This is a genomic window from Pseudoalteromonas sp. SG45-1, assembly GCF_014164135.1.
GTDB lineage: Bacteria > Pseudomonadota > Gammaproteobacteria > Enterobacterales > Alteromonadaceae > Pseudoalteromonas > Pseudoalteromonas distincta.
Map to the genome: position 1 here is coordinate 1 of NZ_JACJEP010000017.1, position 15,290 is coordinate 15,290.

The following is a 15,290-nucleotide window of genomic DNA, read 5'->3' on the forward strand; positions in this document are numbered from 1 at the left end:
GACTCCCGACGTTAAAATCACAACAAAACTTCTCAGTATTTCAGTCGGCCAATAAAGTAGCATTTGCTATGTGACTCTCCACCGCTGTGGGCACTACGACATTACCAGGCTTCAAATTGTAGAGACCCGTTACAGCAATGTGACGGGTTTTTTGCTTTCTGAGGTTTAGAAAAAACCTATAGGCTATATAGAACTTGCATACCGAACTCGGTAGTCAAACAAAACAGCTCGAAGGCGAGCCCCGGCCAACGATATTGTACATTTGTTATGTGACTCTCCACCGCTGTGGGCACTACGACAGTACCAGACTTCAAATTGTAGAGAGCCCGACTAAAAATAGTCGGGCTTTTTTACGTCTGCAGAAAAGTGATTTAGGTATTCCTCTAAGCGAAGCGCTTCTTGGCGAATAATTTGTATCAATCAGCAATAATATTTAATCAATTTGAGGGATTAAATCTGACCCTAACTGCGTTAAAAACCTCAAATATGAAACAACTGGATAACGAATTTTTGTCCTTCTTTTATCGACTCCGCTTAGTTATTGCTCTAATCTCAATTTATGATCTGTTCAATTATGTAGTTTATAAAATGTGACAGAGTTCGTTTAGGTAAAATTAGAATAATAAGGGCTTAATCATGAGTAAAGTTGAAAACCACCCGCATGGTGTTTTTTGTTGGTCAGAGCTTTGTACGCACAATTGGAAAGATGGTAAGGCGTTTTATACATCATTATTTGATTGGGGGCATGACGATCAACCTATTGGAGAGAACATATACTACACCATGCTACAAAAGCAAGGTGATGATATCGCTGCAATGTACGAAATGCCTAAAGAGCAAATTAGTGCAGGTATCCCAAGTCATTGGTTGGCTTACATTGCCGTCGATAATATTGATGATTGTGCGCTAAAAGCAAAAGAACTAGGTGCTGAGGTTATTGCCGGTCCTCATGATGTTATGAATGCAGGACGAATGTTGATGCTAAGAGATCCAGTAGGCGCAACTGTTGCACTATGGCAGGGGAATGAGCATAAAGGTTGTAAGCACTTAGGTGAATTAAATACGCCTTATTGGCATGAGTTAGCAACAAGAGATAGTAAAGTAAGTCGAGACTTTTACTGTGCTTTACTAGGCTGGGAAAGCGAAATAAAGCCTATGGAAGGGATGGACTACATTTTATTTTTAGTCGATGGACAACCAATTGCCGGTATGCTTGAAATGACAAGTGAATGGCCTGATGATACCCCTGCTCATTGGATGATTTATTTTGCAGTAGAGAGTTGCGATGTAATTGTTAGTAAAGCCGCTAGCTTAGGTGGACAAGTATGTGTTCCTGCAACAGATATCCCCGATGTTGGTCGTTTTAGTGTTATATGCGACCCTCAAGGTGCTGTATTTTCGGTGATCGAATCTGTTATGGATGACGTTTAAACACAGTTAAATTAGCTTTAGCGTTAATTTGCTCGCTAGTTTGATATAATACTCGTCAATTAAATCGTCACAAAGTGCAGAGAACGCAATGGAATTTGAACAAGATAGTAATTTAACCCTCCCTTTATTTCTATTAGATGAATCATTAAGTAATAGAGACTTAGAGCAGCCTGATTTTGAAATATCAATTGGACTTGATGATGAGTTACTTGCTCAAATTTGCCAGAACCCAAGTGAAGATAGCAGTGTCGCTATTACTGTTAGCGGTTATGAGTTGCTTATAACTAATCCTCTGTACTTAGCTATATTAGATCAAGAGCACGATGCGCAGATAACATTAACGCATGGCCCTCTTTTAAGTATTGTTTTGAATACTGAAGGTCAGAATACATTCGTTTCTCCTCAAATGGATATGATGCCCACCTTTGATTTAGGTGATGAGGACGACGAATGAGAAAAATACTAATAAGTACGATAGTACTCATTATTTTAAGTGGTTGTGCATATTTGGGAAATGCTCACTACGATGATCTTTTTGGACCTGAACAAACACAAGAGAGAATGGTGCCTCATACAACAGGTGCTGGTGCTGATTTTTTACAAAATGTAAAACCTGTACTCGATACCCGCTGCGTAGTTTGTCATGGTTGTTACGATGCACCATGTCAACTGAAGCTCTCATCCCCTGAAGGTATTGACCGAGGTTTGAGTAAAGAGCTCGTTTACGATGGAACTCGTTTATTGGCAACAACCCCAAGCCGTTTATTATTTGATGCAACTAATACTCAGCAATGGCGAGAGAAAAACTTTACGCCAGTGCTAAATGAGCGCGTGCAAAGTGAAGAAGCTAACTTAGCGGGCAGTGTGTTATTTAATAGCCTGGTGCTAAAGCAAAGCCATGAATTGCCAGTAAATGAAGTGCTAGATGATGAGTTTGACTTTTCGTTAGCGCGTTCGCAAACCTGCGCAACAATGGGTGAGTTTGATCGATTGGCAAGTGAACAACCTCATGGCGGCATGCCTTATGGTTTACCTGGTGTTTCGCGTGAAGAGTTTAATCACTTACAGAACTGGCTTAAAGGTGGTGGTAAAATGTCACATATTCAGCCACCAAGTAAATATGATCAGAATAAAATAGCGGGCTGGGAAGCATTTTTAAATCAAGATAGCTTAAAGTATCAGTTATCAGCACGGTATATTTATGAGCATTGGTTTTTAGCACATATTTATTTTACTTCAGAAAACCCACAAAGCTTTTTCAAACTAGTTCGCTCAAGTACGCCTCCTGGTGAGGAAATAAAGTTAATAAACACGCGCCGCCCATACGATGACCCTAAAGTTAGCCGTGTTTATTATCGTTTTATGCAAGAGCGTACAACCATACTTTCTAAAACACATTTACCTCTTGAGCTTAATGAAGCTAAATTACTGCGTTTATATGAGCAGTTTATTGCGCCAGATTATACTGTTACGAAAATGCCTAGTTATGAGGCTAAGGCAGCATCTAACCCTTTTAAAACTTTCGAAGTTATTCCAATTAATTCTAAGTATCAATTTATGCTTGATGAGGCAGAGTTAATTATTATGGGCTTTATAAAAGGGCCTGTTTGTCGTGGTCAGATTGCTTTAAATGTTATAAACGATCATTTTTGGGTGGCTTTTGCTGATCCTAATAAAGTAGCGACTCCGGCTGTAGGGGAAATGCTAATGCAACATGAAGAGGCATTAGAACTTCCTGCCGCTGAGGAAAGTAATGCCTTACCCATTTCTAGCTGGGTTAAATATTCAGTTCGCGAGAAAAAGTATTTACAGGCGAAAGTTGAGCTGGCTAACAAAATGTTCAAAGGTGGTGAGCACCTTACAACAGACTTACTTTGGAAAGGTGATGGGCATAATAAAAATGCGGCACTAACTATTTTCCGCCATTTTGATAGTGCAACTGTAGTTAAAGGTTTTATTGGTCAAGAGCCTAAAACCACCTGGATATTAGATTATGCTTTGTTTGAGCGTATTCACTATTTGCTTGTAGCAGGCTTTGATGTGTACGGAAATATAGGCCATCAATTAGTGACACGCCTATATATGGATTTTTTACGTTTAGAGGGAGAGCAAAACTTTTTAGCATTGTTACCTGAGGCTAAACGTAATCAAATTAAAAAGCAGTGGTATCGTAATTCACCACCTGACTTATCTAAGTTCTTTAAAAATAACCGAGAATTTAGTCAGCCAAGTGGTATTAACTATAAAACTGATGATCCACAGCATGAGCTATATACTTTGATGAAAGAAGCCTTAGCGCCAGTTTTAAGTGAAAGATACAACTACACTGAAGTACCAAAGCCGTTAAATGTAGTAAGTAATATGCCAGCAAAAGCGGTAAACTTGTTACCCCAGCTTTCTTTTGTACTTGTAAAGCAAAAAGATAATAGTCATAAGGGCTACACTATTATTCATCATAATGCGCACTACAATATATCTAGTTTATTAAACGAAGATGGCCAACGTGCTTATGATGAAGATACCGCGACTATTGTTCCTGGCTTTATCGGTGATTACCCAGCAGCTATTTGGTATTTAAATAACGAGCAGCAAGTAAATGCTTTTGCCGAGCAATTGCCTATGATGCAAATAGAAGCCGATTATGGTGCTTTGAAATCTAAGTTTGGTATTCGACGTACTCATCCACAGTTTTGGCAATACAGCGATATATTGCACGATACAGCTAAAAAGTATCGTGGGATAGAACATGGAATGTTCGATTATAATCGATTAGAGAATCGCTAATATAATTTTACTACTATGGCCCAGCTTGATGCTGGGCTTTTTTATTGGGTATTAATAATTCGCTTAATTATTTTGACTGATTCTTCGTTTTAAAAAATTAGTCTACACTTATATAAAAAAACTGGTTTATACATGTTCAATATTATTAAAAGCGTGAGAACACGTTACCGATGGGCACTAATTGCAATAGCGCTATTAATAAGTGGTTCTGCTCTATTGTTACAATATAGCTTCTCCGTTCAAAAGTACGATGCAAAAGTTATTAATATTGCTGGTAAGCAAAGAATGCTGTCGCAAAAAATAGCGTGGCATAGCAATGCCATACTCAACATTAGTAATTACTCACCACTTCATACTGAATCGCTTGAGAAATCTCTCAATACATTTAAAAAATCCCACCAAACATTATTAAAAAAAAATTCTGATGGTGAATACATTTATTTAGATTCAGCATTAGTGGATTTATATTTTGGTGCAACTACTGGCTTGGATAAGACCGTATTAGAATATGTAGAACAAACTGAAAGGCTTTTGTATCAAAAAGGTGAGGTAAACCAGTCTCTATTTTCAATAGAGCATGTTGAAACGTTATTAACAAAGCTTGATAAGGCAGTGAGCTTATTTGAATCTCAAGCTGTTAAAAAAGTAAATTGGGTCGCCAACCTAGAGATACTATGCTGGTTATTGGCAATGACATTATTACTTATTGAGTTAAGATTTGTTTTTATACCAATGGAAAAAGAGGTTTCAGACACGCTTTTAGAGCTACAAAAACAAAAAGATTTTGTTTATCAAACAAGTCAAAATAAAGAGCATTTTATTGCCAGAGCTAGTCACGAATTTAGAACACCTTTGCAGGGACTTATTACGTCTATTGAGGAGCTAGAGGTTTCTGATAAACAGCAAAGCGTTAAAACCCAAGCTAACTATTGCGCGCTTAGGTTAATAGCCATATTAGATGAATTACAAGACTTGCAGGCTTTAAGTGCAGGTAAATGGGTACCGCATTTAAATGATGAAAACCTTTTAGAGTCGTGTAATAAAGTAGTAATAGCTTACAAGCATGCGTGTAAGCAAAAAGGCCTAAAACTAGTTAGTCGTTTAGATGAATCGTTAAATTGTGTATGTAAACTGGATCATCAACGTTTGCAGCACACACTTACAGAGTTAATTAGTAACGCTATTAAGTTTACACAAAAAGGTGAAATTACTGTTTCAGCTAAGCTTTTAAATGATGAATTTCATTTAACGGTGAGTGACACTGGCAGTGGCTTTTCGAAGAAGATTACCAGTCTTGAATTTGACTCATTTAAACAAACCAATCACTTTCAAGGGTTAAGAACTGGCCTAACCCGGGTTCAATACGTTGTAAAAGCACTGCATGGTGAAATTACTTTTACAAATAATAAAACTCATGGTGCTTTGGTGTCTTTGTATTTACCAGTGACTATAAGTAAAGCCCTCCCAACACCTCTTAAAGTAAACGACAAGCTAACGTGTTTAGTCGTTGAAGATAACCCATTAAACACTATGTTATTAACCCGCATACTTAGTTTATTAGGTTTAAGCTATGATTGCGCAGAAAATGGTAAAGTCGCGTGTGATATGGTGAGTGAAAATCAGTACGATATTGTTTTTATGGACCTAAATATGCCTGTAATGGATGGGTTTGAGGCTATTAAAAAAATACGTTCCGATCTTAATAAAGTAATGCCAATTATTGTTATAACAGCAAATACCTCACAAAATGATATAGAGCGAGTTTATGAATACGGAGCTAACCTCCATATTCATAAGCCAATAAGCCAGCAAGCAATTAAAGACGCATTAAATAGTATTAGCGTTGTTAGTGAAATAAATTAATTTTGCGGATAACAAGCTTGCTAAGCACTTTTAATATACGTTAACTTGCTGTTTTAAGGTTTATTAGGAAAAGTTAGTGCAGTCAATTACGCTTGAGCAATTTAATGGTTACTTACAAGGGCAAGGTAAAAGCCGTTACGATATATGCAACCTAGATTGGCAAGTAAACCTAGGAGAACATTGGTTACTTTTAGGTGCTAATGGAGCTGGTAAATCTGCACTGACAGCTGCGTTAATCGGTGAGGCTAAGTGCGAAAGTGGTAAGCGTATAAGTAGTATTAATAAGCTTATGCTCGTGTCTTCAGATTCGCATAAACAGTTACTAGCTCAAGAATTAGAGCATGATAAGCACACCCTCGTTAAAGACCTTGTTTTTACAGGGCATAGTAATAATGATGAGTTATTAGCGCAGCTAATAGAGTTATTTAAATTTAGCTCATTACTAAATAGGCATTTTAGAGACCTTTCAACGGGTGAAACTCGTAAACTCCTACTTATAAAAGCACTCAGCTCCCATAGTGAGTTAGTCGTGCTTGATGAGCCATTTCATGGACTCGACGTACAATCTTGCCAGCAGCTTAATAAAATACTCATAGAACTTAGCCAAATTATTACTTTTGTTTTTGTACTAAACCGCCTAGACGAAATCCCTTCATTCATTACTCACTATGGCTATGTAAACCAAGGTTGCTTGTTACATACTTTGGCAAAGCCAGACAGTGAACAATTGAGTGATTTACTAAAACTACTTCATTTAGAACATACCTCATTGGATGTGCCATCTCCGGATACTGAACAAGAGCAAAAGGCATTCACCGGTAATACCTTAGTTAAATTGAGTAATGCTAAAGTTAGTTACAGTGATGTAAGCATATTCAAAAATCTCAATTGGACTATAAAAAAGCATCAGCATTGGCAGCTTAGTGGAGCGAACGGTTCAGGCAAAACATGCCTATTAAATTTAATAACAGGTGATAACCCACAGTGTTATAACAATGACATTGAAGTGTTCGGTTTTAAACGTGGGACAGGGGAGAGTATTTGGGATATAAAACAGCATATTGGTTTTATATCTAACGCGCTACATATGGATTACCGCGTAAGTATATCGGCTTTAAATACTGTTATTTCAGGATTATACGACAGCATAGGTTTATATCAAAAACCGAGCGACGCACAAATTAATATTGCTAAGCAGTGGCTGGCATTTATTGGTTTAAGTGATAAACAAAATACCTCATTCACCCAGCTATCGTACGGCGATCAACGTATGCTTTTAATTGTGCGAGCTATGGTAAAACATCCAACGTTACTTATTTTAGATGAGCCTTGCTTAGGCTTGGATGAAGCAAACAGGCAACGTGTACTGCTACTAATAGAGAAAATTTGTGCTGCCAATACAAGTACTGTGATTTATGTAAATCATCATGCGGCAGACAAAATTAAAGGAATAGAGAATTACTTAAAAATGGAAGACTTTAGTTGTTAGTTCGTTTTTTATATTTTTTATTAATGCTTTCTATTAAGTAAATAACAATTTCAATCGCAATAAAAATAGAGGCAAGGATTAACCCACCACTTGGTTTAAAATACCCCTCTTGGTAGTAATATACTCCATTGATAAAAAGCATCGTGAGAAAAAATAAAATCTCAAATTGAAAACGTTTCATAATTTACCTAAACATTATGAGCTTACTTAGCGAGTTTGTTTACGTAAGCTCTATTGGGGTCATTTTTATTTTAAAGACGAGTAACGCTAAAGCCTTTATCTCGAAGTTGTTTAAGTAACCCGTGTTTTTCAGGTAAATGCAGAGCGCCTACAGCAATAAATAGCTGCTCGTTTGCTAAACGCGGTGTGAGTTGTTTAACCCAATTATTATTGCGGTTAGTTAGCATTACTTGCTCGCTAATTTCACCGTAATTACTGTCATCAAAACTCATGTTGTAGTAATCGGTTAGTGTGTCCATGTCACCGCTTTTCCATGCATTAACTAACTTGATAAAGTAAGTATTAATATCGGCTAGTTGCTCAAAGGTTTCTTCAATCATTTCATTGCTTAATAGCGCCATACCATCAAACATTTGTAGTTGTTGCTCTAGGGTTTCAAGCTCGCCAATTTTAATATTATGCTCTTTAGCATAACTAAGCACTTGCTTGTCTATGCCGGTTTTATCTGAATATCCTGCATTTTGAAATTCAATTTGCATCATAGTCACCATAACAGCCCAAGGCTTTAAGCCATTAAACATAGCAATATCAATCGACTTTTTAGCAAAGTAATCTTTTAGCTTGGTATAATTTTGCTTTGAAAGCTCAGTTTGTAATGTTTTACCGTCACTTAGCATCATAAATGGCATTGAGCGCTGCTGCATTTCAAGTGGAGTAAGTTTGCTTATATCAACTTCAACAATGACTTCTTTGCTTGCACTAATTGCATCGGTTACATTTTTAGGTAAGCCTTTCATGCTGGCATCACCAACGTGTACAGTGCCAAATAGGTATGAGCTGACGCCATTTTTTTCTATTTTATATAAGGCAGGTGCTGCATAGCTGTTAAAGCTAAATGTTATAAGTAATGCCACAATAAAAAAGTGGCTAACACGGGTAAGAGCATTCATGGTTTGTCCTTAAAATCTCAAAATTAGTAGTGTAAATACTAACCTAAATTTACTTCAGAGGTAACGTTAATATAAACGTTAACGTATTGTTTTCGGTATTACTGGCCGTAATAGTAAAGCCATTTAAGTTACATAAGCTCTGTACAATTGATAATCCTAAACCATGGCGCTGATTATTAGTTCTAGATGAATCTAGCTGATAGAGCGGGTCAAAAATAGCAATTAGCTGTTCACCACTTAGTGGTTTATTTACTTTGTTACTAACAGAGATGCTCATGTTTGTGCTGTTATTTACGGCAGTTAATTTAATTGGCGCCTCAGGAAGTTCATAAAATAGTGCGTTATCGATTAAGTTACACAAAATGGTATTTAAACTAAATTCGTCAACATTAAGTGTAATCTCGTCACTTATTTCGTTATTTAAACGCGTTTTGATACTTGGATGCTTAAAGGTCAGCTCATCAATAATTTGATTTACTAAGTTATTTAGCATGATATTTTGTGCATTCAATTGCATAGCACTACTACTTGAGCGCTGCAATAATAAGAGGTTGCTAACAATTGTTTTCATACGCTGTGAAATATTAAGCACATCACTGGTATAGGTGTCGCTAATGCGTTTATCGTCAGGGTAGCGAATAGCCACCTCTGAGAGGCTTATTAGTTCAGCTATTGGGGTTTTAAGCTCGTGTGCAATGTCGCTTGTTAGGCGTTTTTCATTACTATAGAGTTGCTGATTAACGGTAATAAACTTATTTAGTTCATTACGTATAGGTTCTATTTCTTCTACTTTAAAGTCGCTTTCTATTGTTTGCGCAACACCGGTAATATCGAGTAACTTAATTTGGTCGTTTAAATTGTGTAGTGGGTGCAGGCCTTTATTTACAATACGTGTCACTAAATAGCGCACACCAAACACACCAAGTACACAGGTTAAAATAAAGACCACATCAATAATAATCAGTACTTTATTAAGTTCGGCTGTCGGCGCTGCGATTGCAAGTGTCATGGTATTAAAAACAGCAGAGTGAGTGGGGTTTCTATCATCTTTTTGGGCTACAAAGTGACTTATAAGTGCGCGACCATCACGTCCGTTAGGAAGCTCGTAATCTATAATTTTAGATTCGTTAATCGGCATTTCTAAAAAAGGCAGGTTAGCATTTTCATAAAGCGCTAATGAGTCCGAGCGCTCAAACACATCACGGCCATGCCATAATTGGTAAAACTCCGTGGCATCGGCTGCTTCATACTCCGACATAAACTCACCAGCAAAATCAAATTCAACCACGTTGTTGTCATCTTCAACTAAGGTTTTTAAGTAGTTAGCTTTGTTAGTTAAAGACTGATTGAACTGATCTTCCACCCAAGTATCAACACTTAAATCAACGGTTAAAAATATGGTGAACAAAATAACCGAGATAACGGCGCTAATATTATTAACGAGTTTACGTTTTATTGAGTGATTTTTATTTTGTTGTTGCGACATAACCAAATCCACGTTTATTTTTTATCGGGAGCTCGCCATCAAACTGTCTTACTTTTTTACGTATGGTTGAGATGTGTGCTTCAAGCGCATTTTTAGAGAGCATATCAAACTGACCTACCACCGCTTCACTTATAAGTTCAAGCCCCAATACTCGCTCTGGGGCGTTAAATAAGCATTCAATTATTTTGTATTCATTACGCGTGAGCTCAATGGCATGTTGCTTGTAATGAAGAGTTTTAAGGGAGAGATCTAATACGCAATCTCCTACGGTTAGGCTATTTTGTTGGTTTTGCAGTGAACCACGACGAAGTAATGCAAGGACACGAGCATGGAGTTCTTCAAACGAAAATGGCTTAGTTAAATAATCGTCAGCGCCTTTCATAAGGCCGTTAATTTTATCTTGAGGCTCACTTCGTGCCGATAAAATTAGCACACGGCTTTGGCTATTACTGCTGCGCAGTGCTTGTAAAATACTCATGCCATCAACGCTCGGTAGCATTAAATCAAGTACGAGGAGGTCGTAGTTTCCACTCAGTGCCATACTCAGCCCTTCTGAGCCATCACCAGTTTCATCTACGGTAAAACCAAGGTTGCTAAGGCCAACTTGCAAGCTGCGTCTTAGTGCTTCAGAGTCTTCAATAACGAGGATTTTCATGTTTACTCGGTTTATAAAAATAGCCTTGTTACTTTAACAAGGCTTTATTATCAAGTCACTTGGTTAATGATACCAACCATTTGTGTAGGCTAAATTACCCAAGTTCGCGTGGGCTAGGGCTTTTCTAACTAGTTGCTCATCATTTTCACATGGTACAAGCTGGTTATTGCTATACGTATAGGTTGTTGCTGGTTTTTGTGGTTGTAACACCACCACTTTATTATCGTGCATGTAGGCAAAGTTTTTGTCGTATTGCATCATTGCGCGTTGTTTGTTGTCGCTAATTGGCTTTGATAAATCATGACCTATCATTGGGTGCTTACCACTTGCGCCAATTAAAGACAGTAGAGTAACAGGAATATCGAGCTGACTGGCTAGTTGGCTATCTCGTTTATGGGTAATACCTTTTCCAAAAATAACGGCCGGAATTTTAAAGTGATCCACCGGTACTAAATTCGAACCCGATACGCGCGAGTCGTGATCGGCAATAACTATAAATACAGTATCATCCCAGTAGCTCGATTTTTTAGCTTTTTCGATAAAGGTGCCTAGTGCGTAATCGGCATACTTGGCAGCATTATTACGGGTTTGTTTTTGTTTATCGTACAGCGTTATTTTATCGTCAGGAAAGTCATACGGGCTATGATTAGAGCTTGAGAATATAAGGCTAAAAAAGGGTTTGTTTTGATTTTTAAGCTTAGTAAGTTCTATGTCGGCTTGGTCGTACAAGTCTTCGTCTGATGCGCCCCACGAGCCATTAAAGTCTATTTTTTTAAAGTTATTTGTATCTACGATACTTTTAAAACCGTTGCCTAAAAAGAAGCTGCGCATGTTATCAAAATGGCTTTCGCCACCATAAATGAACTGCGTGTTGTAATTTTGCTTCGCTAAAAAATCAGCAATGGTAAAAAAGTCACGTTGTGATTTATCAAGTTTAACAACTGCACGCGAAGGCGTTGGTGTAAATCCTGTAATTACCGCCTCAATTCCACGTACTGAACGTGTACCCGTGGCGTATAAATTATCAAACCCCCAGCCTTGTTTATAAAGGGCGTCTATATTAGGTGTAAGCGGTAAACCGCCAAGTGTGCCTACATAACGAGCACCTAAACTTTCTTGTAAAATAATGACTAAATTTTTGGGTTTACCTGTATTACTTGCGCCATGAAACGTTTTTGTAGGGGCGGTTACATCACTAAATGTGCCTTGCGTATTTTGCATGTTACTACGCACAATACTAAGTAATTCATCGGTGGGCATTTTACCGTAATAGTCTTGGCTCGATTGCTCATTAGAAAGTTGCTTAACTGCAAACGCGACGCTATAAAGTGAGTTAAGGGTTAAGTCGTTAAGTAAATGATCGGTAGAAAACGAGACCATGGCGGGGTTAAGTGGTCTGTGTCCTAATGAGTTGCGGGCGCCAAAAATAGTTAAGCATACTAAAACAAGCGCTAAAATTGATTGATTTAAGCCTGTTAGTGATGACTTGCTTTGCCATTGATTGCTAAATATTTTACTTGCAAATTTACAGCTTAAAATAAGTGCTATAACAGCAATAAATACTTCTACCTTATAGCCTGAAAAAATCATTTTTGTGACTTCTTTAGGATAAATTAAATATTCTATAAATAAGCGGTTTGGGCGTAAATCGTACTCGTTTATAAACGTAGGCGTAATCACTTCAAAAAAAACAAGTAAAGCAGACATCGTCACTAAATAAATTTTAATGAGGCCGCGTACTTTATTTTGCCACCCTACGCTTTGCATCAGTAAAGTAAGTAGTAATGCGGGCATAATAATGTAGCTTAGAGTGGCTATATCAACTCTTAAACCACCTATAAATATAGATAACCACGCATGCAATCCAAATACACGCTCCCCTTGCCATACACTTAATCCAAAGCGAGCAAGTGTTAAAAAGCTAAGTGCCAAAACAGCAAATACAACAAAAATCCATACAGGGCCAAGTGCATTTTGTATTTTAGGTATAAAAGTTAGCTTTATGCCCATAACACAGCCCACCAAATAAGTGCGGCAATTAGCATAGCTATAAACACGCTTGCAGAGGCTATATCTTTAGCTAGCCCCGAAAGCTCATGGTATTCACTGCCAATTCTATCAACTACAACCTCAACTGCCGTATTTACCAGCTCAGCAAACAATACAAAAAGCAGGCTAGCTATAAGCAGTAATTTATCCCTTAGTGCAATTTCTTGTAGCCACACAAACACACCGAGTAATGAAAACAGTGCTAGCTCTTGTTGAAACGCCGCTTCAAATCGACTCATCCATTTTAAGCCGTTAAAAGAATGGCTTAAGGTAAAAATAAGGCGCATTAAGCCTTGGCGTTTTATAACGGTTTTATTACTCATAGTTTTATTTCGCTTGGTGTTGTTTGGCAGTTAGCAAGTAAATCAAGTGATGCCTGATACGTTTTGCTTTTAATGCCAATTAAATTTAAAAGGGTGTGAAAAATATTGTTGTGTGAGCGTGCAGCGCGGGTGTCTAAATTAGCTAAACAGGTATTAGTAATGCGCTGATTATGCTCATCAGCCCACATATAAAGAGGAACGTGCGTTTGTGTGCTAGGTGCAAAGCTATACGGAAAACCATGTAAATAAGCACCGGCTTCGCCAAGTGATTCACCATGATCAGAGACATATAAAAACTGCTTATCTATGTTGTTTGGCAGCGCTTTTAATTGCTCAATTACCTGGGCGTTAACAAAGTCGCTGTACGCAATTGTGTTGTCGTAGGTATTAACTAATTCATCGAGTGAGCAGTTTTGAATGTCGCTTCTGTCGCACGTGGGCGTAAATTGCTTAAATTTTTCTGGGTAGCGTTTAAAGTAGGTTGGTCCGTGTGAGCCCATCATGTGTAGGACGATAACGGTATTAGCTTGGTTTAAATTAGCGAGTTTGCGCTTAAGTGGAGCAAGCAGTGCTTCATCAAAACAATATTTTCCATCGCAAAGCGCTGATGGGGTGGTTGGGATATCAATGTTAACAACACGGGTGCATACGTTTTTACAGCCGCTGTTGTTATCAACCCACAGTACGTCGCTGCCAGCTTGTTGTGCTAAGTCAACCAGGTTTTGTTGGTTGTCGGCTGCTAAACGATCAAAGTTATCTTGTGTTTGCAGTGAAAACATACACGGCACAGACACAGCAGTAGCGGTGCCACAAGACGCAACATTATTAAAATACGTCACATTATACTTTTGTGTATAAGGGTTGGTGTTGCGCTTATAACCTTGATAAGAAAAGTTTTCTGCTCGTGCGGTTTCGCCAACAACTATAACTGTTACGCTGGTGGTATTAGCCGCAATTAGGGTAGGTGCTGCATCTATGTTTTTAAATTCCATATTGGTATACAGCAGCTGATCGCGCATATATTTATAACCGCTAGAGAGATACTGAAATGGGATGAGTTCTTTTTTCAAAATGCGGTTATTGCGGCCAGTGGCTGCGTAATCGGCGTAAAAGTTTACGACCACTAAAGCAATTAGTGAGCAGCACGCTACAATAAGTTTTATACGACTAATCGCTTCTTGGTGAGGGCGGGTAAAGTGTATTTTTACTTTGCTTAATATAAAAACAGGTAGCGCACAAAACAGTAGTAGAAAGCCTATGAGCTGCGGATTTAAATAGCTCAGTGCTTCGCTTGAATCTGTTTCGAACGTGTTTTGAATCATTGAATAGTCAAACACGACGCCGTAATTTAATGAGCCGTAAAGTACGGCACTCGAAATTATCAGTAAAAGGTAGTTAATTGGTTTTAGTAACCACCTAACCGACACTATTGAAAAGAAAATAATTAAAAGGCATAACAACAGCAGTGGCACTGAAAGTAAAAATAGCCATGAAAAAGATGCAAGGGAGGTGATGGCGCTAAACGAACCTTGAATAAAAGGAATGTTTATAACTAAACAGTAATAACAGGCAATCATCACTACAAAGGCATTTGCACTACAGTGAATGTAAAACCGCTTACTACGATTTGGCTTTTTTTGTGCTGGTGTTTGGCTAGTTATGTTCATATTTAGGCTCGTTTAAAATAACAACGCCATGCTATGCAACAACACTTAAGAGTCGCTTAAGAGAACCTACGCATTACCTGAAGGTGATAAATAATTTTATTTATAAAAATATTCTCAAAAATTAATCAAACCTTAAATAAGGGATATAAGAATAGTGAATTTCTGAGATTAAAATTAGAGCATAAAAAAACCACTACCAGCTTGTATAATGAATTTTAAAACCTGATAAATTGCCTTTTAGTCTTTTTGTTAGATTAACTTTGGTGTTGACTTAAAGGGCCTAGCGCGGTACTAATATAAAAAGAGAGCGAAGGAATAACCTTCGCGATAATTGAACAAAATTTGGTATTAATTACATGCTTACAAACGCACTTAACCTAGTCCTGATTATTATCGTGGTGATTATTCCCGCG

The 15,290-nt window shown here is 37.7% G+C and carries 12 protein-coding genes; 5 read left to right on the forward strand and 7 right to left on the reverse strand.

Annotated elements, in window-relative coordinates; translation table 11 throughout:
* The first annotated feature begins 636 nt into the window (after window positions 1-636).
* From H5117_RS14125 to H5117_RS14145, 5 genes are all read left to right on the forward strand, one after another.
* Entirely contained in the window at window positions 637-1,431 is a 795-nt protein-coding gene (locus tag H5117_RS14125; protein ID WP_182738420.1) for a VOC family protein, read from the forward strand.
* Between the two features lie 88 nt (window positions 1,432-1,519).
* Complete coding sequence (locus H5117_RS14130) at window positions 1,520-1,885, forward strand: hypothetical protein (protein WP_002959878.1); 366 nt, start codon at window positions 1,520-1,522, stop codon at window positions 1,883-1,885.
* On the forward strand, window positions 1,882-4,215 hold the full coding sequence (locus H5117_RS14135) for a fatty acid cis/trans isomerase (RefSeq protein WP_182738422.1): 2,334 nt from the start codon (window positions 1,882-1,884) through the stop codon (window positions 4,213-4,215). Before H5117_RS14130 ends, H5117_RS14135 begins: the two co-directional genes overlap by 4 nt.
* A 132-nt stretch (window positions 4,216-4,347) precedes the next feature.
* Entirely contained in the window at window positions 4,348-6,078 is a 1,731-nt protein-coding gene (locus H5117_RS14140; RefSeq protein WP_182738424.1) for a response regulator, read from the forward strand.
* Window positions 6,079-6,154: 76 nt separating this feature from the next.
* Complete coding sequence (locus tag H5117_RS14145) at window positions 6,155-7,567, forward strand: ATP-binding cassette domain-containing protein (RefSeq protein ID WP_182738427.1); 1,413 nt, start codon at window positions 6,155-6,157, stop codon at window positions 7,565-7,567.
* On the opposite strand, the gene H5117_RS14150 is transcribed toward H5117_RS14145, so the two are convergent.
* The 7 genes from H5117_RS14150 to H5117_RS14180 all read right to left on the reverse strand — a co-directional run bounded on the left by H5117_RS14150 (window position 7,557) and on the right by H5117_RS14180 (window position 14,877).
* Window positions 7,557-7,748 carry a hypothetical protein gene (locus H5117_RS14150; RefSeq protein ID WP_008166123.1) on the reverse strand — a complete coding sequence of 64 codons (192 nt, stop codon included), beginning with the start codon at window positions 7,746-7,748 and terminating at the stop codon, window positions 7,557-7,559. The two genes, H5117_RS14145 and H5117_RS14150, sit on opposite strands and share 11 nt — an antisense overlap.
* Window positions 7,749-7,818: 70 nt before the next feature.
* A complete protein-coding gene (locus H5117_RS14155; RefSeq protein ID WP_182672745.1) occupies window positions 7,819-8,697 on the reverse strand; it encodes a TraB/GumN family protein in 879 nt (292 codons plus the stop codon).
* Between the two features lie 49 nt (window positions 8,698-8,746).
* Window positions 8,747-10,183, reverse strand: coding sequence for a HAMP domain-containing sensor histidine kinase (locus tag H5117_RS14160; protein WP_182738429.1), 1,437 nt, complete (start codon window positions 10,181-10,183; stop codon window positions 8,747-8,749).
* A complete protein-coding gene (locus H5117_RS14165) occupies window positions 10,164-10,838 on the reverse strand; it encodes a response regulator transcription factor (RefSeq protein WP_154903897.1) in 675 nt (224 codons plus the stop codon). Before H5117_RS14165 ends, H5117_RS14160 begins: the two co-directional genes overlap by 20 nt.
* A 63-nt stretch (window positions 10,839-10,901) precedes the next feature.
* Window positions 10,902-12,848: an LTA synthase family protein gene (locus tag H5117_RS14170; RefSeq protein ID WP_182738431.1), complete on the reverse strand. Its 1,947-nt coding sequence runs from the start codon at window positions 12,846-12,848 to the stop codon at window positions 10,902-10,904.
* Entirely contained in the window at window positions 12,839-13,210 is a 372-nt protein-coding gene (locus H5117_RS14175) for a diacylglycerol kinase (RefSeq protein WP_007582120.1), read from the reverse strand. Before H5117_RS14175 ends, H5117_RS14170 begins: the two co-directional genes overlap by 10 nt.
* A complete protein-coding gene (locus H5117_RS14180) occupies window positions 13,207-14,877 on the reverse strand; it encodes a phosphoethanolamine transferase (RefSeq protein WP_154903899.1) in 1,671 nt (556 codons plus the stop codon). The genes H5117_RS14175 and H5117_RS14180 overlap by 4 nt, the downstream gene beginning before the upstream one ends.
* Window positions 14,878-15,290: the final 413 nt, after the last annotated feature.

Coding starts and splice junctions, on each gene's coding strand:
- H5117_RS14125 (WP_182738420.1), top strand. CDS start 637: ATGAGTAAAGTTGAAAACCACCCGCATGGTGTTTTTTGTTGGTCAGAG.
- H5117_RS14130 (WP_002959878.1), top strand. CDS start 1,520: ATGGAATTTGAACAAGATAGTAATTTAACCCTCCCTTTATTTCTATTA.
- H5117_RS14135 (WP_182738422.1), top strand. CDS start 1,882: ATGAGAAAAATACTAATAAGTACGATAGTACTCATTATTTTAAGTGGT.
- H5117_RS14140 (WP_182738424.1), top strand. CDS start 4,348: ATGTTCAATATTATTAAAAGCGTGAGAACACGTTACCGATGGGCACTA.
- H5117_RS14150 (WP_008166123.1), bottom strand. CDS start 7,748: ATGAAACGTTTTCAATTTGAGATTTTATTTTTTCTCACGATGCTTTTT.
- H5117_RS14155 (WP_182672745.1), bottom strand. CDS start 8,697: ATGAATGCTCTTACCCGTGTTAGCCACTTTTTTATTGTGGCATTACTT.
- H5117_RS14160 (WP_182738429.1), bottom strand. CDS start 10,183: ATGTCGCAACAACAAAATAAAAATCACTCAATAAAACGTAAACTCGTT.
- H5117_RS14165 (WP_154903897.1), bottom strand. CDS start 10,838: ATGAAAATCCTCGTTATTGAAGACTCTGAAGCACTAAGACGCAGCTTG.
- H5117_RS14170 (WP_182738431.1), bottom strand. CDS start 12,848: ATGGGCATAAAGCTAACTTTTATACCTAAAATACAAAATGCACTTGGC.
- H5117_RS14175 (WP_007582120.1), bottom strand. CDS start 13,210: ATGAGTAATAAAACCGTTATAAAACGCCAAGGCTTAATGCGCCTTATT.
- H5117_RS14180 (WP_154903899.1), bottom strand. CDS start 14,877: ATGAACATAACTAGCCAAACACCAGCACAAAAAAAGCCAAATCGTAGT.